Origin of the sequence: Leyella stercorea (genome assembly GCF_019052365.1) — a bacterium.
GTDB lineage: Bacteria > Bacteroidota > Bacteroidia > Bacteroidales > Bacteroidaceae > Prevotella.
In genome coordinates this window covers 1-17,801 of sequence record NZ_JAHQUY010000008.1, presented here as the reverse complement: position 1 = coordinate 17,801, position 17,801 = coordinate 1, and the positions used below count along the sequence as shown (strand labels likewise).

Annotated in this window: 11 protein-coding genes; 1 reads left to right on the top strand and 10 read right to left on the bottom strand. The window is 53.4% G+C overall.

Going from position 1 to position 17,801, the window contains the following annotated elements; all coding sequences use genetic code 11:
- Positions 1-18: 18 nt before the first annotated feature.
- The 7 genes from infB to dut form a co-directional block, all read right to left on the bottom strand.
- Positions 19-2,874, bottom strand: a complete 2,856-nt coding sequence (infB, locus tag KTQ90_RS02595) for a translation initiation factor IF-2 (protein ID WP_217317122.1) — start codon at positions 2,872-2,874, stop codon at positions 19-21.
- A 230-nt stretch (positions 2,875-3,104) separates the two neighbouring features.
- Complete coding sequence (gene nusA / locus KTQ90_RS02590) at positions 3,105-4,364, bottom strand: transcription termination factor NusA (RefSeq protein ID WP_217317121.1); 1,260 nt, start codon at positions 4,362-4,364, stop codon at positions 3,105-3,107.
- A gap of 3 nt (positions 4,365-4,367) precedes the next feature.
- Positions 4,368-4,835: a ribosome assembly cofactor RimP gene (gene rimP, locus KTQ90_RS02585; protein WP_022158949.1), complete on the bottom strand. Its 468-nt coding sequence runs from the start codon at positions 4,833-4,835 to the stop codon at positions 4,368-4,370.
- Between the two features lie 128 nt (positions 4,836-4,963).
- Complete coding sequence (locus KTQ90_RS02580) at positions 4,964-6,631, bottom strand: murein hydrolase activator EnvC family protein (RefSeq protein ID WP_217317120.1); 1,668 nt, start codon at positions 6,629-6,631, stop codon at positions 4,964-4,966.
- Between the two features lie 40 nt (positions 6,632-6,671).
- On the bottom strand, positions 6,672-7,565 hold the full coding sequence (gene lolB1 / locus KTQ90_RS02575; protein WP_217317119.1) for a lipoprotein insertase outer membrane protein LolB1: 894 nt from the start codon (positions 7,563-7,565) through the stop codon (positions 6,672-6,674).
- A 78-nt stretch (positions 7,566-7,643) separates the two neighbouring features.
- A complete protein-coding gene (locus KTQ90_RS02570; protein WP_217317118.1) occupies positions 7,644-9,416 on the bottom strand; it encodes a tetratricopeptide repeat protein in 1,773 nt (590 codons plus the stop codon).
- A gap of 60 nt (positions 9,417-9,476) precedes the next feature.
- A complete protein-coding gene (gene dut / locus KTQ90_RS02565) occupies positions 9,477-9,914 on the bottom strand; it encodes a dUTP diphosphatase (RefSeq protein ID WP_022158945.1) in 438 nt (145 codons plus the stop codon).
- Between the two features lie 188 nt (positions 9,915-10,102).
- On the opposite strand from dut, the gene dgt reads away from it, so the two are divergent.
- On the top strand, positions 10,103-11,440 hold the full coding sequence (gene dgt, locus KTQ90_RS02560; RefSeq protein WP_217317128.1) for a dGTP triphosphohydrolase: 1,338 nt from the start codon (positions 10,103-10,105) through the stop codon (positions 11,438-11,440).
- Between the two features lie 984 nt (positions 11,441-12,424).
- Here dgt and KTQ90_RS02555 read toward each other — a convergent pair.
- The 3 genes from KTQ90_RS02555 to KTQ90_RS02545 form a co-directional block, all read right to left on the bottom strand.
- Complete coding sequence (locus tag KTQ90_RS02555) at positions 12,425-15,316, bottom strand: alpha-galactosidase (protein ID WP_217317117.1); 2,892 nt, start codon at positions 15,314-15,316, stop codon at positions 12,425-12,427.
- Positions 15,317-16,121: 805 nt separating this feature from the next.
- Positions 16,122-16,787 (bottom strand): hypothetical protein, encoded by a 666-nt coding sequence (locus KTQ90_RS02550; RefSeq protein ID WP_217317116.1) that lies wholly within the window; start codon positions 16,785-16,787, stop codon positions 16,122-16,124.
- A 789-nt stretch (positions 16,788-17,576) separates the two neighbouring features.
- Positions 17,577-17,801: hypothetical protein (locus KTQ90_RS02545; protein WP_217317115.1), on the bottom strand; the 225-nt coding region annotated here is incomplete at its 5' end.

Genomic DNA, 17,801 nt, shown 5'->3' with positions numbered 1-17,801 from the left:
TAACTAAGTTCCGTATTCTTACAGTGTCTGCTTTACCTCAATCTCTGTGAAGGTCTCGAGCACGTCGCCCTGCTGTATGTCGTTGAAGTTGACGAGCGAGATACCGCACTCGAAGTTGGTAGCCACCTCCTTAACGTCGTCCTTGTAGCGCTTGAGGGCTGCGATGTCGGCTGTGTGAACCACGATACCGTCGCGGATGACACGAGCACGGTCGACACGATGTACCTTGCCTTCTGTTACGTAGCAGCCGGCAACGGTGCCCACCTTCGAGATCTTGTAGACCTCGCGCACCTCTACCTGACCGGTGATAACCTCCTTCTTCACCTTGTCGAGCATACCGATCATAGCCGACTTTACGTCGTCGATAGCGTCGTAGATGACAGAGTAGGTGTTGATTTCAACGCCTTCCTGCTCAGCCAGCTTGCGTGCTGCGGCAGACGGGCGCACCTGGAAGCCCACGATGATGGCGTCTGAAGCGTCGGCGAGCGTTACGTCGCTCTCCGAGATCTGACCTACTGCCTTGTAGATGACGTCCACCTTGATCTTCTCTGTAGACATCTTGATGAACGAGTCGGAGAGAGCCTCGATAGAACCGTCGGTGTCACCCTTGACAATGATGTTAAGCTCCTTGAACGAACCGAGAGCGATGCGGTGAGAGATGTCAGAGAGGGTGAGACGCTTCTGTGTGCGAAGGCCCTGCTCGCGCTGCAGCTGCAGACGCTTGTTGGCGATGTCGCGTGCCTCCTGCTCTGTCTCGAGCACGTGGAACGAGTCGCCGGCTGTCGGCGCGCCGTTCAAGCCGAGGATGATTGCAGGTTCAGCCGGACCTGCCGACTGTATGCGCTGGTTGCGCTCGTTGAACATAGCCTTGATGCGTCCCCATGATGTGCCGGCGATGATGTTGTCGCCCACGCGCAGCGTACCGTTGCTTACGAGCACCGTAGAAACGTAGCCGCGGCCCTTGTCGAGCGACGACTCGATGATAGAACCCGTTGCCTTGCGGTTAGGGTTGGCCTTCAGGTCGAGCATCTCTGCCTCGAGGAGCACTTTCTCCATGAGGTCGCTGATGCCGATGCCCTTCTTGGCGCTTATCTCCTGGCACTGGTACTTGCCGCCCCATTCCTCTACGAGGAGGTTCATGCCTGCCAGTTCCTCACGTACGCGGTCGGGGTTAGCGCCCGGCTTGTCGATCTTGTTGATTGCGAACACCATCGGCACGTTGGCAGCCTGAGCGTGTGCGATAGCCTCCTTGGTGGTAGGCATCACGGCGTCGTCGGCAGCGATGATGATGATGGCGATATCCGTCACCTGAGCACCACGGGCACGCATAGCGGTGAACGCCTCGTGACCCGGAGTGTCGAGGAACGTAATCTTACGTCCGTCCTCCAACTGCACGTTGTATGCACCGATGTGCTGTGTGATGCCGCCAGCCTCGCCAGCGATGACGTTTGTCTTGCGTATATAGTCGAGCAAAGAGGTCTTACCGTGGTCTACGTGACCCATCACGGTTACGATCGGAGCGCGCGGAACGAGGTCGTTCTCGTCGTCCTCCACCTCGGTGATTGCCTCCTGCACTTCTGCACTTACGTATTCTGTCTTGAAGTCGAACTCCTCAGCAACGAGGTTGATGGTCTCGGCGTCGAGGCGCTGGTTGATAGACACCATGATGCCCACGCTCATGAGCGTACCGATAACCTGGTTCACGCTCACGTTCATCATCGTAGCGAGTTCCGATACGGTAACGAACTCCGTCAGCTTCAGTGTCTTGCTCTCCTTCTTCTCCTCGCGCAGCTCCTCGTTCATCTTCTCTTGAGCAGCCTCGCGCTTCTCCTTACGATACTTGGCGCCCTTCTTGTTCTGGTTCTGCTTGTTAGTAAGGCGTGCGAGCGTCTCCTTTACCTGGCGTGCTACGTCCTCATCGTTCACCTCAGCCGGCTTTTGCTGTCCGCCGCGGTTGCGGTTCTTCTTCTTGTTCTTGTTGCTTGTGCCGGCATTGCCGCCACCGTTCTGCTTGCCGCCGTTGTTGCCTCCGCCGTTGGGCTGGTTAGACGCAGCGTTGATGTCTACGCGCACCTTGTTGATGCGTTCGCGCTTCTTCTTGTCGCCGCGCTGCTGCTGCGCCTTGTCCTCACGCTCCTTGCGCTTCTCCTCCTTCGACTTCTTCTTCGGACGAGTGCTCTGGTTGAGCGTAGAGAGGTCGATCTTGCCCAATACGTTCACCTTCGGCGCGTTGAGTATCTTCTTCTCGCTCTTTGTGGTGAAGATGCCTGTCTCTGTCTTCGGTGCTTCTGCCGGCTTCTCTGCGGCTTCCACCTTCTTCGGGGCGCTTGCTGTGTTGTTTACAACAGTCTTTGCTGCTTCCTGTTTCTTTTCCTGCTTGTGCTCTTTGTTCTGACCCACAGTGTTCTGATTTTTGTTTTGATTGTCCACTTTAGCCTCTGTGCTTGCTTTCTGTGGTGCTTCGGAATTTGTTGCCGGCTTCTGACTTACGGCATTAGTCTTTGCCTGCGGCTCTTTATGAGTCTCAGGTGTTGCTGGCTTTTTCTGTGCCGGTTTCTTGTTCAGACTGTCCAGATCTATCTTGCCCAGCGGCTTGTACTGCTGCTGAGTAGACGATTTGAGGAGCGGCTCAGCCTGGGTCTCCTCGCTGCGTTTCTTCTCTTTCGGCTTCTTCTGCAAGAGTTTCTCGGCTTGAGAACGAACCTCCTTGTCCTGCTGGAAGGCTCCAGCGAGTGCGGCGTACTGTGCGTCGCTCAGCTTGAAGCTGGGCTCAGCCTTTACCTCTCCAAGGTCACTTCTTTTCTCAAGGAACTCCACTGCCGTCTGGAGCCCGATGTTCAACTCTCGTAATGCTTTGTTTAACCTGATGCTCATATTTTGCTGTTTTAAAAGTAAAAGAGTAAAGGAGTAAAAAAGTAAAACGTCTGCCTACCTCTGCTTCGGCCTCGTGCCCTTTTTCGGGGCGTTGCGTGGAGAAAGCTACCCGCTTTACGTCTTTCCTTTTCCTTATAAAATTTGTTTATAAATATGTTAGTGTGTAGATACTCGCTAAGGGAGCTTCAAAAACCATGCGGTTTTGAGACTCCCTTATATGTGTATCTTGATTACTCGAATTCGGCGCGCAACACCTTCAGCACGTTGTCGACAGTCTCCTCTTCGAGGTCTGCCTTCTCAACGAGCATGTCGCGCGGAGCGTTGAGCACTGCCTTGGCTGTATCGAGACCGATGCCCTTGATGGCGTCGATAACCCACTGGTCGATCTCGTCTGCGAACTCGTCGAGGTAGATGTCCTCGTCGGCGTCCTCTTCAGACACTTCGCGGAATACGTCGATGGTGTACTCTGTGAGCAGCGATGCGAGCTTGATGTTCAGACCGCTGCGGCCGATGGCGAGGCTCACTTCCTCTGGCTTCAGATATACCTCTGCCTTCTTGTTCTCCTCATCAATCTTGATGCTCGACACCTTAGCCGGTGAGAGCGCACGCTGGATGAAGAGCTTTGTGTTGCCGGTGTAGCAGATGACGTCGATGTTCTCGTTGCAGAGCTCGCGTACGATGCCATGAACGCGGCTACCCTTTACGCCGACGCATGCACCTACCGGGTCGATGCGGTCGTCGAAGCTCTCTACTGCTATCTTGGCGCGCTCGCCGGGGATGCGTGCGATGCGGCGGATGGCGATGAGACCCTCTGCGATCTCGGGCACTTCTGCCTCAAGCAGGCGCTGGAGGAACATCGGGCTGGTGCGCGAGAGGATAATCTTCGGGTTGTTGTTCTCGTTGTCAACGCGCTCGATGACGGCGCGTATTGTCTCGCCCTTGCGGTATACGTCTGCCGGAATCTGCTCTGCCTTCGGGAGAATAAGCTCGTTGTTCTCGTCGTCTACCACGAGCACCTCGCGCTTCCATACCTGGTAAACCTCGGCTGCGATAACCTGGCCTACGCGGTCCTTGTATTTGTTGTAGAGCGAGTCGTGCTCGAGCTCAAGAATCTTCGAAGCGAGAGTCTGGCGCAAGTTGAGGATGGCGCGGCGACCGAACTTGGCAAAGTCGACACGCTCCGACACGTCTTCGCCCACCTCGTAGTCGGGCTCTATCTTGCGTGCCTCCTTGAGCGACACCTGCTTGTTCTCGTCCTCTACCTCTCCGTCAGCCACTACCACACGGTTGCGGTATATCTCGAAGTCGCCTTTGTCAGGGTTTACGATAACGTCGAAGTTCTCGTCGCTTCCGAATATCTTTGCGAGAACGTTGCGGAAGCTCTCCTCCAAAACGCTTACCAAAGTAGTGCGGTCGATGTTCTTTGTCTCCTTAAACTCCTTGAAAGAGTCGAACATGCTCACCACGTCGTCTTTTTTAACTGCTGCCATAGCTTATTTGAAATTTATTAAGTATTTTGTATATTTCACTTTGTCCATCTGGAAGGTGTGGTCTGTGTCTACGAGCTGCGGGCGCTTCTTGCCTTCCACCTTCTGCTTCTCCTGCACCGTCACAGTGAAGTCGTTGCCTTCAACGGCTTTGAGCACACCTTTGTACTTCTTTCCGTCTGCGTCGAGCACTTCCACGTCCTTGCCTACGAAGCAGTGGTACTGCTGAGCCACCTTGAAAGGCTGTCCCAGTCCGGCTGATCCTACTTCAAGTTCATAGTCCTCTTCGTCGCGGCTGAGGTGGTCTTCGATGAAACGGCTCAATTCTACGCAGTCTTCAATCCACACGCCGTCGGCATGGTCAATTTCTACTACGATACGGTCGTCGGGGCTTATCTCGATGTCAACAAGGAAATACTCCTTGCCGTCAAGCCACTCTTCTACGATACTTCTTACGGTGTCTTTGTTTATCATATATTGCATTTATAAATAAAAATGAGGAGCTCTCTCGGAGCCCCTCATTCCACTGAACGATGCAAAATTACTAATTTTTCGCAACGTTTGCAAATATTTACTGAGTTTTCTACCCTGTTTCGGGCGTTTTATCGTCTAAGCCACGGCTCTGGGTTGAGTCGGCTGCTGTTCTTGTGCAGCTGGAACTGCAGTATGCCTTCGCCGCCGACTGCTCCGAGCGCCTGACCGGTCGACACCTTCTGGTCTTTATGCACGCTTACCGACGTGAGGTTGCAGTAGACCGAGATGTAAACGCCGTGGCGCACCATCACGAGCCACTGTCCGCCGATGCCGTACACCGCACTTACTATGCCGTCGTATACGGCGCGTGCCTGGCAGCCTGGCTGTCCCTTGATGTTGATGCCCTTGTTGTCGAGCGTCACGCCGTGCAGACCCTCGATGGTGTTCTGTCCGTAGTGCGACACGATGCGGTAGCCGCCCGATACAGGCATGGGCAGACGTCCGCGGTTTGCCTCGAAGCCGCCCGACATCATGCGGTCTACCGACGACACGGTGTAGGTCTGTTCCACTTCGCGCTTGGCGTTGGCAATTTCTTTCGTAGAGCGGCGCTCGTCTGCCTTTGCCTTGCGCTCTATAGCCTCGCGCTGAGCCTCTGCCTCGCGAGCCTGCTGCTCGGCGCGTGCCTTCTGCTGTGCTGTGGCTTCGCGAGCACGCTGCTTGGCGCGTTCCTCAGCCTCGCGAGCTTCGCGCAGTCGGCGTTCGTTCTCGGCGCGTGCTCTTTCTGCCTCGGCACGCTTACGAGCCAATTCTGCCTCGCGACGCTTCTTCGCAGCGGCGGCTTCGGCAGCCTTGCGACGTGCCTCCTCCTCGGCACGCTTGCGCGCCTTCTCCACTTCTATAGCGACGAGTCGGTCGATTTGCGCATTGAGGGCGCTGGCGTCCTTACGCTGCTTAGCTATTACGCTCTGTATAGTCTTCTGCTGCTTCTGCAGCGAGTTGACCATAGTCTGCTGTTCGCTCTGCTTGCTCTCAAGCGCGCGGTGCTCCTGTCTGCCCTTGTTGAGCATCACGTTTTTCTGTCCGCGCACCTGCTGCAGCTGCTTATGCTTCTCGTTCACCTGCAGCTGCTTCGACTTCACCATCTCGCCCTGAGCTTTCTGCCACGACGAGTATTCGCGCACGAAGCGCAGACGGCGATACATCTCGGTGAGACTCTTCGCCGAGAAGATGAACATCAGGCGGTCCTGCATGGTGTGTTGTCTTGAGATGTAGCGCATCGACTTCACGTACTTCGCCTTACGCTCCTTCAACTGCTGCTGCAGTGTGGCGAGCTGGGCGTTGAGCAGTCCGATGTTGCCGTCGAGGTGTGTTATGTCGCGCTGTATGCCGTCGATGTTCTGCTTGTGGCGGTCTATCTCGCTGTTGAGGATGAGCAGGTCGTTGAGGCGCTTCTTCACGTCGGCTTTGTTGGCGCGCAGAGCCGCCTCCTGTTTCTTTATCTCCTTTTGAATGCCCGAGCGCTTGCTCTGCAGTCCGCGAATCTCGGCTGTAGAATACTTTGCGTTGTTCTGCTTTGTGCCTCTCTTCTTCTTTGTAGCGGTCTTCTTGCGCTGCGTTGTTTTCTTTTTTGCAGCGGTGGCGTGTTTTCTTGCCGTCGTTGTCTTCTTGCGCTGAGTGGTTGTCTTCTTTGCGGCGGTTGTCTTGCGCTGCTGTTGCTCGGCGTTGACGCCGTTCGCCGTGCAGGGTAGGGCGAGAGCTATCAGGGCGGCGAGCATTATGTTTATTAACTTCTTCATTCTTGCGACGTGTTTATTGCATCAATTGCGCTGCGTTTTTTTACTGCAGCGATGTTATCTTGCGGAGCAGTTCGTCTACCTCCACCTTGCGATACTTCGACGACACCTCGGTCTTGGCGTCCCAGTCGGCGCTGGTCTTCGGCGCAGACATCTGTAGCGTCACCTGCGCTGCATGGTTCTTGCCGCCGTAGTTGGTGTTGAAGCCGAACTGCTGCATCATCGGGAACTTCTTTGCGCCTACGGTCTTGAAGTCGTCGTAGCTCCAGGCGAGCGACGATGTGCCGTGCGCAGCGCTGCGATACGAGATGTCGGCGTTCTTGATGAGCGCTGTGGCTGCGTCTACGCTCCACTTGAATGTCATGTTGCCGCTTGAGAGCGACACGGGTACACGCGAACCTGCGGCAGTTATGTCAGCTGCGAACTTCTTCAGGTCGGCGGCAGACAGGTGCTTGGCGCCGGGCGCCGTGAGCTGGTTCCAGAACAGCGACTGCAGGCTGTAGAACGAGATGCCGTTGTTGGCGAGGAAACTCACCTCCGAATACGAAGCCTTTATGTACTCCTTATGGTAGCGGTCGATGAGCAGCACATAGTCGGGCGTGAACTCGATGCGGGCGAGTTCGCTGCGCAGGATAGGCATGAGCAGCTGGATGCGTATGCACTCGTCCTTGCGCATGCTGAGCTTGGCGGGCACCGTAATCTCCTTGCTGCCCGTCTTCAGCGTGAAGTCGCCACTGGCGAGTATGTTCGCTGTGGTGGTGGCGTTGTCGGCAATGCGCTGCACGAACTGCAGCGACTGCTTCTCAGCCGACTTCTCGGTCTGTGCGTGTGGCAGCGAAGGCAGTTTTGTGCCGTCGGTGATGGTCTTCTTGCTCGCACACGAAGCCATGAGCAACATAGCCATGGCTATCGGGGCGTATCTTGATATCTTCTTCATCTTATTATTGTTTTCTGTTTCGTTTCGTGGACTTTTCTGTTTTGTTCGGTGTATGCATGCCACGGCAGCATCGTTGCACTACTTCAGCTTGCGTGTCTTTATCTTGCGTTCGAGCTGAGTCTTGTCGCCTCCGCTCTCAATCGCCTTCTGCCAGTATTCTACGGCTTTCTGCTTGTCGCCCGTCATCAGATAGATGTCGCCGGCGTGTTCCCAAAGCACGTTGCTCGGGTCCTTGTCGTTGGCGAGAGTGAGGTCGATGTACGCCTTCGCCTCGTCGTAGCGCTTCTGCAGGAACAGGATCCAGGCGTAGGTGTCGAGGAATGTGGCGTTCGTAGGTTCCTCCTTCAGCGTCTTCAGACTCATCTCTGCCGCACTGTCGAGGCGTGTGTTCTGCATCGAGAGATAGTAGGCGTAGTTGTTGAGCACCTGCACGTTGTCAGCCTTCATCTTCAGTGCCTCCTCGTATGCGCCGAACGCCTCGTCGTACTTGCCGTTGCTGTAGCTGATGTCGCCGATGAGTCCGTACATGTCGGACGCCATAGTGCGCTGTGTCTCGTCGGCGTTGCTGAGGTCGACGGCGCTGAGTCCGCGTTTGAAAGCGTCGTAAGCCTCAGCGTCCTTGTCCTGCTGCACGTAGGCGAGTCCCATAAAGTAGTAGAACATAAGCTCCTCGGGTGTGTATTGTATGCCCTTGTCGCAGAGGTCGACCACCTCGTTCCACTTCTTCTCCTCCCACAAGTTCTGCGTCAGCGTGAGTCGTGCCGACAGGTTGTCGGGCTCGAAGGAGAGCGTGTGGGCGTATGCGGCGTTGATGCTGTCCTGCGGCATCTTTTTCAGACGCATGTACACAGCCTTGAGGTTAGACAGGTCGGCGTTGTGCGGCGCTGTGCGCATCACGCGGTCGAAGATGTCGAGCACGATGGTCGAGTCGCCGCCCTGCTCCTGCTCGTTCTCGCGAATGGCCTGCTGCAGCATAGACAGCTTCGTCTTTATGTCGGTCTGCTTGCTGAACAGTATGTCGTCGCGCAACTGTCGTGCCTTTGCGTCGTCGCCCGTGTTGCGGTAGTAGTCGTAAAGCGAGTTCAGTGCGAACTCGTTCTGCTTGTCGTCCTGCAGCGCACTCTCGAACCACTTGAACGCCTCGCTCTTGCGGTCGTGCTGCATGAGCCAGTTGCCGAGCATCACCTTGTACGACGGTTCGTTGGGATGGTCGTCGGTGAGCGCTTTCAGTATGCGGTAGGCGTTCTTCTTGTCGCCCTGCTGCTCGTAGATGCCCATGCGCATGAACGAGATGTCCTCGCTCGGTCCGTCTGCCTGCTCCATGCGGTCTACGGTGGAGAGCATCTTCGCATAGTCTTTCTTCGCATCGTAAAGGCGAACGAGAATCTCGAGCACGTCGCTGCGGTCGCGGTGGTGGGCGTAGAGCTGTTCGTAGGCTTCGATGGCGCGGTCGTACTCACGCTGGTGTATGTATGTCTCGGCTACGTTCTCCAGATAGTTGTCGTTGTCGGGCTGCAGCTCGGCAGCTCGGCGCATATACTCGATTGAAAGCGAGTCGTTGCCGCGTTTGGCGTATGCTATAGCCTGCGAGTAGTAGACCTCGGCGGCGTCGGGCCGCATCTTGCGGCATTGCTCCAGCAGGTCGAAGGCAGTGGAGTCGCTGTCTATCTGTCGGCACACGGCGTCGAGATAGAGTCGGTCGAAGAGTGGCGTCTCCTTCAGCAGCGAGTCGGCTGAGATGCTCATCGTGTCGCACTTCTGGTCTACTGCTGCTCCCGTGCGCGCTCCGCCTATTGCGAAGAGATGGGCGATGGCTGCCAAAGCTATTGCAAAGAGTATGATTTTCTTCATTTTTCTTCTTCTTTAATTGTTTGGAAGTGAGTTGCCGATGGAGGGCTAACCGTAGGAGGCTTACTTCACTCCGGTATGTCCGTATCCGCCCTCGCCGCGCTCGGTCTCGTCGAGTTCCTCAACGAGGCAGAACTCGCCCTGCTCGTGGCGTGCGATTACCATCTGTGCGATGCGCTCGCCGGCTTCAATAACGAAAGGCTCGGTAGAGAGGTTGATGAGCAGCACGCCCAGCTCGCCACGATAGTCGGCGTCGATGGTGCCGGGCGAGTTGAGCACGGTGATGCCGTGCTTGAAGGCCAAGCCCGAACGGGGACGCACCTGCGCCTCGTAGCCTTCGGGCAGCGCAATGTGCAGTCCGGTGGGGATGATGCGGCGCTCCATAGGCTGCAGGGTGATGGGCTCGGTGATGTTGGCACGCAGATCCATGCCTGCGCTCTGCGGTGTGGCGTACGCCGGAAGCTGCTGCGTTCCGCGGTTCACTATCTTTATCTTTACCATTATGTGTTTCTATTTTAGTTTATGACGTAATGTTTCAAACTGCAAAAGTACTTAATTATAACGAGATAACGCCGTTTTGGAGTATTAAAAAACTGGAAATGGCGACGCCGACTGCGCAATCTTCTTGTCTATTCGGAATAATAGTTTTAATTTTGTGCTATAAACGATAAAACAAAACCACTATGGCAATGAACTGGCAACAACTCATATCTAACAAGCGTCTCGGACAGGAGCTGCGCCACCCTGAGCGCCACGACGACCGCTCGGAGTTCAAGCGCGACTACGACCGCCTTATCTTCTCGGCGCCCTTCCGCCGCATGCAGAACAAGACACAGGTGTTCCCGCTGCCGGGCAGCATCTTCGTGCACAACCGACTGACTCACTCGCTCGAAGTGGCGAGCGTGGGCATGTCGCTTGGCAACGACGTGGCGCGAGCCTTGAAGCGTGTTCGTCCCGAACTCTCTGGTACGCTCTTCGAGGAGCTTGGCACCATCGTGAGCACGGCGTGTCTGGCGCACGACATGGGCAATCCGCCGTTTGGTCACTCCGGCGAGAAGGCTATACAGGCGTTCTTCCGCGAGGGTAGGGGACTGGCGCTGAAGTCTCGTGTGTCGGCGCAGATGTGGGAGGACCTCACGCACTTCGAGGGTAACGCCAACGCCTTCCGACTGCTCACGCACCGCTTCCACGGACGCCGCGACGGCGGTTTCGTGATGACTTACTCTACGCTGGCTTCCATCGTGAAGTATCCTTACTCGAGCGAGTGCGCTGGCAAGAAGGGCAAGTTCGGCTTCTTCTGCTTCGAGCAGGAGGCGTTCCAGCGCATCGCCGACGACCTCGGCATGCTGCGCCTCTCGGCTGAGGGCGAACCGCTGCGCTATGCACGCCATCCGCTGGTGTATCTTGTTGAGGCTGCCGACGACATCTGCTACGAGATAATGGACATCGAGGACGCTCACAAGCTGCGCATCCTCTCCTACGACGAGGCAAGCGGTCTGCTGCTGGGCTTCTTCGGCGACGACGCACGCCGCCATATCCTCAACCGCATCGACGAGGAGGGCATCACCGACAACAACGAGAAGATTGTGTATATGCGTGCTTGCGCCATCGGACTGCTCGAGAGCGAGTGTGCGAAGGCGTTCGTGCAGCACGAACAGGAGATTTTTGAAGGCTCGCTGCAGGGCTCGCTCATTGACCATGTGTCTCCGCTCGTGAGCGCCGCCTACCGCCATTGCATCGAGGTGAGCGTGCAGCGCATCTACAACTCTAAGCCGGTGCTCGACGTGGAGTTGTCGGGTTATAAGATTATGGAGACGCTGATGGATACGCTCATCGAGGCTGCCACCGAGCCCGGCAAGTTCCACTCGGAGCAGTTGCGCAAGCGCTTCAGCAGTCAGTACGACATCAACAGCGACGACTTCGAGACGCGTGTCATGGCTGTCATCGACTTCATCTCGGGCATGACCGACATCTTCGCGCTCGATATCTATCAGAAGATACAGGGCATCTCGCTGCCGATCGTATAGGGTGCGGCATGCTGCGGTGTTCTCCCACAGATTTCACACAGATTGTTCGGGTGCCTTCAAGGGGGTGCACTTGTCTCCGCTCGGCTTTGCCGCTTGCCAGAGCAAGAAGTGCACCAACCAAGCAAACAGTGCCCTCTGTATCTATTTTGTAGTTTTGACCACCCTCCACGCTGTTTTCTGCTGCGGTGTTCTCCCACGGATTTCACAGATGCACACAGATGGTTCGGGTGCGTAGAATCAACAACGGATTTATCGGATTAAACGGATTTTTTTGGTGCCTTCAAGGGGGTGCACTTGTCTCAAGTGCACCAACCGAGTACATGAATGCCGTTTGCTTTGTTGGTGCAGCTGAGACAGCTGCACCCCCTGGAGGTTAGTGGCTGCGTGGGTACGGCAGGAATGCCGTATCCTCCTACATTAGCATCCGTTTAATCCGATAATTACGCCGCCAACGAATCCGTTTAATCCGAAAACTACGCCGCAAGTGAATCCGTTTAATCCGATAAATCCGTTGTTAATATAACGCAAGCAGCGATGTTTTCCCACGAATTTCAGATGGTTCGGGTGCGTAGAATCAACAACGGATTTATCGGATTAAACGGATTTTTTTTGGTGTCTTCAAGGGGGTGCACTTGTCTCCGCTCGGCTTTGCCGCTTGCCAGAGCAAGAAGTGCACCAACCGAGCAAGCAGTGCACCAACCGGCAGCACATGAATGCCGTTTGCTTTGTTGGTGCAGCTGAGACAGCTGCACCCCCTGAAGAGTGTCATCAGCTTTGTTGGTGCAGCTGCACCCCCTGAAGAATGCCGTCTGTTTTGTTGGTGCAGCTGAGACAGCTGCACCCCCTGAAGAATGCCGTCTGCTTTGTTGGTGCAGCTGAGACAGCTGCACCCCCTGGATGGTACGTTTAAAGCAAAAAAGAGGAGTCTCGGTGTTTGCCGAGGCTCCTCTTTGTCTTTATTATATGCTTGTCCGAGTGTCAGACTTAGCGTACTATGAATTTCTTGTTGTTACTTACGAGCACGCCGTGCTTGCTTGTGGCTTTGCGACCGCTCAGGTCGTAAAGAGTGGTGTCGGCGAGCGTTTTTTTTTCATTCTTGCTGTTCACAACGCCATTGATGGCAGAAGACGGGTCGGCATCTACGCCGCCGAACATGAACACGCTGTTAGCAGGCAGAGTGAGTGTGAGCTGCTGGTCGATGTCGATAGCCTCGCCCTCGGTGAGACCCTCCAAAGCTGCCTGGTCGTCGAACGGCTTTGTGAGGACGATCTTGCCAGAGATGTTAGCCGGAATCTCCAGAGCCTCACGCAGAGTGAGAGTGATTGACTTCGCCTTTGTGTCGCCGTTGCGCAGGGTGAGTGTCGACTTCTTGCCGTTCCATGCTGCCCAGCCGTATATCTCGTGGCTGTAGCCGTTCCACGGATTGCCACCTACCCAGTGAGCGTCCATCAGCACGTCAGCGTTGTCCTTCTGCCACTTGATGAGGTCGGCGAGGTCAGACCACAGCTTGCCGTTGTTGATGTTGTCCATGAGCTTATAGTCGTTGTAGAGCTCTACCATACCGCTACCGCAAGCGAATGCGCAGCGCAGCTCGTTGAGAGCGTTCTCGTAGTTCATGTTCTTGCTCACGTCGCCGTGCTCGGTGAGGATGAAACCGTGAGTCATCAGCGTGTTGATCGGGCAGAGCGGAGAGTCGGTAACGTAGATGTTATATACCTGCATGTCGCGATATGTGATCCATGCTTCGCGGTCGTTCGGGTTGGTGCCGATCTTCTTCCAGTCGGCGTCCTGACGCCATGTAGCGTCGGTGATCTTGTACCAGAACGGCGAAGCCCATGTGCCTACGGTAGTGTTGAAGAAGATGTCCTCCTTGAGGTTATCGCGGATGTACTGCTCCATACGGATGATGCCCTCAGCGTTCTCGTTGCCGGTGTCGCCCGGGTCGGGGCCAACGGCTGTACCCTGTGCAGAGATGCCGTCGAACTTGAAGAAGCCGAACGAGCCCTTGCCGTTCTCGTCGTGCTGGTTCTTCACGAGGTTTGTTGCTGCTGCGAGGAATGTGTCGTAGTATTTAGGGTTAGAGAGCTGCATGCCGCCGTTGTTCTTCCAGTAGTTGCGACGATATTCGCCGCTCTGTCCGTAGCCGCCTACCGGACCGAGCCAAGCACCTACGCTTGCGCCCATGTCGGCAGCCTGCGAAGCAATGTCGCGCATCTCTCTTGGGAAACCGCTATGGAATGTCCATGTGCCGTAGTTGTCCCATCCGTCGTCGATAACGAAGTTCTTCGGAGCCACGTTGTAGCGGTCCCAGAGGCTGCTCTTCCAGTGTGCCAATACGTCGAGCACGCCGTCGGCAGTCATGTTTGTGTACTCTCTGCCAGGAGCAGCGTTGTTGCGGTCGATGTTAAGCTCATACCAGCTGATGTAGCAGGGATTAGCACGCCAAGGCACAGCACGCTCGCGCTCAGAGTAAGCCAGGAACGAACGGCGCTTCTGTGTCTCGCGGATGTTCTTCGAGCTCTGCTTGCCGTCCTGTGCGATGAGGCCCACAACGGCAGACACCTTCCATGTGTCGCCCTTCTTCAGAGTGGTGTGGCGGCTCCACATACCCTGAATTACAGAGTAGTCGGTGTTAGCCACGTCTTCTACGGTGTTGAAAGCGGTAGGAGTCTCAAGACCAGCGAATATCTTGTCGTTCAGAACCACCTTGCCGCGTGTGTTGCCGATGGCGCTCGGCTTGCTGCCAGCAGCCTTGGTGTCCACCTTGTACGACATCGGTATGATGCTGAACATATCCACGTCGTCTACGCCAGTGAGTTCCATCTCGGTGCGCAGGTAGTGGCTGCCCGAGCGCAGCACGGCGCGCCATACGATGCTGATTTGCTGTCCGTTGTACGAGTATGTGTAGTTAGCCTGTAGGGCCTTGCCGGCATAGTGCTTGGCGCCGCGGATGGCGTTCGGCTCGGCAGCGAGGTCTACCAGCTCTACCTTTCCGAGAGTCATCTGGCTTGCTGCCACGCTCACGCCCGAACCGAAGCTCACGTAGAAAGGCTCTGTGCCAGCTACGAGGTTCATAGCCTTAGAGCCGAGGAAGTAGATAGCCTTCTCGGTGTTGAGGAAGCTTGCCTGGAGCACGTTGTTGCCCAATGTGTATACGTTGTTCTCATGCCATGCAGACGCGTCGCCCACCTTGTCCTGCTGAATAGGGTAGAGCCATGCGTTGGTGTACGGCTCGCTGTCCTCGAGTGTGGGCAGGTCGTAGTATGCTACGGTGATGGTCTTTGTCTCGGGATCGATCTGTACGGTGGCGAACTTGCCTTCCTTCTCGGGAGCGGTGACGTCGCTCGGCAGCAGCGAACCGCTTACGGTGATGGTCTCGCCGTCGTTGTATGTCTTGCCGTTGATTGTGACGCTTGCACCGCTAACGGTGTACGTGTTCGACACCATCTCCTGCAGCACCCATGCGCTGCCGTTGTCCTGCTTGCCGTTGTCCTGCCACAGGCCCACGGTGATGGTTTTGTTGTCGAGCGGGTTGAAGTCGACGCCGCCGTGCCAGTTCATGTACTTGTCAGCCTTGCCGGTAGAGGTGATAGGCTGGAACTCGTAGGCAGCCGAGCCGTTCTGCGCGGTTGTCTTTGTAGCCTTCCACGGCTGGGCACTCGCCTTGTCGCTGATGAGCTTAGCCTTGCTCGGACCGTTGCTGTAGCTGTAAGCCTGGTCGTAAGAGACCCACACCTTGCTGTCGACGTTATAGATGAGATACTGGCCTTCTGTGCTTGTGGCATAGAAAGCGAACTTGCCTGCGTTCTCGCTCTTTTGTGTAGGCGAGGTGTACGGTGTCATCGTCAGCCCGTTGCAGTTGCTGATGGTGTACACTCTCTCGGGGTTGTTTACATTCGCCGAGGCAGTGATGTCACTGGTCTGTGCCCATGCTGAAGATACCCCCCCCAGCAGCAGCGAACAGCGCCAATGAAAGAAGATAACGAATACTCATTGTCTTTGGTTTTGCAACACTTTTAGTTAGTAATAAATAATAAAGTAGCCTGTGTAACAGAAGATAGTAGTTAGTTCTTGAAGTATAGTCTGTCATTCCACGCCTTGTCATGTTGTAGAGTCAGCTTGCTTCAGTGTTGCAAAAATCAAGTAGCTATGATTCTACAATAGACGCTGCAAAGTTACGAATAATTTCTGATATGTTGGTTGTTTTTCTATGATATTTCAAGGGTGCACTTGTCTCCGCTCGGCTTTACCGCTTGCCAAAGCAAGAAGTGCACCGACCGAACAAGCAGGGCCCAATTCAAGGGGGTGCACTTGTCTCAAGTGCACCGACCATGAAGTGCACCAACCAAGCACATGAATGCCGTCTGCTTTGTTGGTGCAGCTGAGACAGCTGCACCCCCTGGAGGTTTGTGGCTGCGTGGGTACGGCAGGAATGCCGTACCCTCCTACATTAGCATTGGTACACTCAACATTTTCAATAAATCTGCGTAAGCAGAATTGTAAATTATATTTCAGCAATACAATAAAACGGCAATAACAGTCATAAGAAACAAAATCAGCAAGTTGGTCTTAATTGATTTAATGCCGTTTTGTTTCCATGTGATTATTGTATCACGAATTACCATAAAGTATGCAAGTGATACAATAATAATATCAAACGGGAACTGTTTAAATAACTCTTTCATGAAGCACATCTTGCAAATTCGATAGTAAATATCAGTACCCCGATTGGTCCGTACATTTTCTTAGCAACTGTCTTGAATACTCTTTTTAATACTGCCTTACTCCAATTTTTAGCTGTTGATTGTGATAGTGCATATATAGCATCAACTCCTAAGGCATCTCCTAGACATCTAACATAGGGTTTAATGTTTTCCCAAGAGTTATTGACTGTGTTTTGTGAGAATTTCTGTTGTGCATATTCTTCTTTTATTAATGCAGTAACAAAAGGAACTATTTCAGATTCATCGGCATCATTTTCCTGTAACATATCTTGGATTTCGTCCTCAGTAAAACCTTTTTCATAGAGATATTGCTTGCTACTGGAAATTAATGGATTCAGTGCTTGTTTTGTTTCAATATCAGATATCAATAACATCCCATCACACGATTCGTCTTTTATGAGACTTAATTTTGCTCCAGTATTTCCTACTAATTCAACAATTTGTTTGGGAGTTTTTAAGTCTTTAAAATTTATCGGTGTATCTTTAAATTTAAGATTTACATAAATTGGTTTTATGTTTTCGGATGTAGGAACGGTATGTGTTTCTAAGGTTGCACGGGTTTGGGTATAGAAATTAGCTCCGTTCACTCCTTCTATCAGATCTTGATTAAGAAACTCGTTCATATTTTTGCAGAGAAGGCGTACAAAGGCGTTGGAAGATTCGTCAGAGTAATGCTCAATGTTTTCTGTTGAATCATTTTGGCATGACGAAAACGTAGCAACGAAACTTGCTATTATAATTCCGATAAATACTATAAATTTAGTTTTGGACATAATTAATTAGGGTTAAGTTTTTTTCTCTACTCACATAGCTTTTCGATTCCGCTCCTTTATTCACGTGGGTGAGCTGTATGGTCAGCACAAAAAATAGCACTTAGGTTTGTTGATGCAAAGTTAATAGTAATTAAATGAAATTACAAATTTATTTGCAATAAAATTGCATTTTGTTGATTAAATAGTTAGCTCACGAATTTAATAAGATACTAATGTACGAGGATACAGTTCTGTGGAAGCTGACTTCTGCGCTCTGAAAATTTCTCAAAAAAACTTTGTGACCCTCCGCCAAACCCCATGCAAATATAGTACAAGTGAGTGCAGCGAAAAAGTTCATTCTGGAGAAATGGAAGTCGTGTTTTGGGGTTTAAAAAGGCGAAAGTAGGACGAAAGACAATAAAATCTGAGGGTTTTTAGTGGAAAAACATAGAAAAACCAAACTTTTCGTGAGACTTTACATGGTAATAGCTATGCTTTTACACGGTAATAGCTATGCTTTTACATGGTAAGAGCTATGCTTTTACATGGTAAAGTCTCACGAAAAGTTCGGTTTTGCTGAAGCGAAAACTGCACACTTTGGCGTCTAACGTTGTAAGGTGTTGTGCGCCATGTGTTTATGCTTGCACACTCCGAACGTGCTCAAAACTCGCGAAAAACCGACGACGGATTTTGTTTTTGATTTTTCGCGAAATATGGAGGGTCAAAAACGACAAATATCGTCTTGGCAAAAAGCGTGCCAATGCGGAGCGCTCCCACAGATTCCATTCTGCTGAGATGTTCTCCCACAGATTTCACTCTGCTGAGATATACTCCCACAGATTTCACTCTAAGTTTGCAGAAGAATGCGACGCAGTCGCATAAACG

What these genes read in the sequence shown, in the direction of transcription:
- rimP (WP_022158949.1), bottom strand. Translation starts at nt 4,835, where the DNA reads ATGATAAACAAAGACACCGTAAGAAGTATCGTAGAAGAGTGGCTTGAC.
- infB (WP_217317122.1), bottom strand. Translation starts at nt 2,874, where the DNA reads ATGAGCATCAGGTTAAACAAAGCATTACGAGAGTTGAACATCGGGCTC.
- KTQ90_RS02580 (WP_217317120.1), bottom strand. Translation starts at nt 6,631, where the DNA reads ATGAAGAAGTTAATAAACATAATGCTCGCCGCCCTGATAGCTCTCGCC.
- KTQ90_RS02550 (WP_217317116.1), bottom strand. Translation starts at nt 16,787, where the DNA reads ATGAACGAGTTTCTTAATCAAGATCTGATAGAAGGAGTGAACGGAGCT.
- KTQ90_RS02570 (WP_217317118.1), bottom strand. Translation starts at nt 9,416, where the DNA reads ATGAAGAAAATCATACTCTTTGCAATAGCTTTGGCAGCCATCGCCCAT.
- nusA (WP_217317121.1), bottom strand. Translation starts at nt 4,364, where the DNA reads ATGGCAGCAGTTAAAAAAGACGACGTGGTGAGCATGTTCGACTCTTTC.
- lolB1 (WP_217317119.1), bottom strand. Translation starts at nt 7,565, where the DNA reads ATGAAGAAGATATCAAGATACGCCCCGATAGCCATGGCTATGTTGCTC.
- dut (WP_022158945.1), bottom strand. Translation starts at nt 9,914, where the DNA reads ATGGTAAAGATAAAGATAGTGAACCGCGGAACGCAGCAGCTTCCGGCG.
- dgt (WP_217317128.1), top strand. Translation starts at nt 10,103, where the DNA reads ATGAACTGGCAACAACTCATATCTAACAAGCGTCTCGGACAGGAGCTG.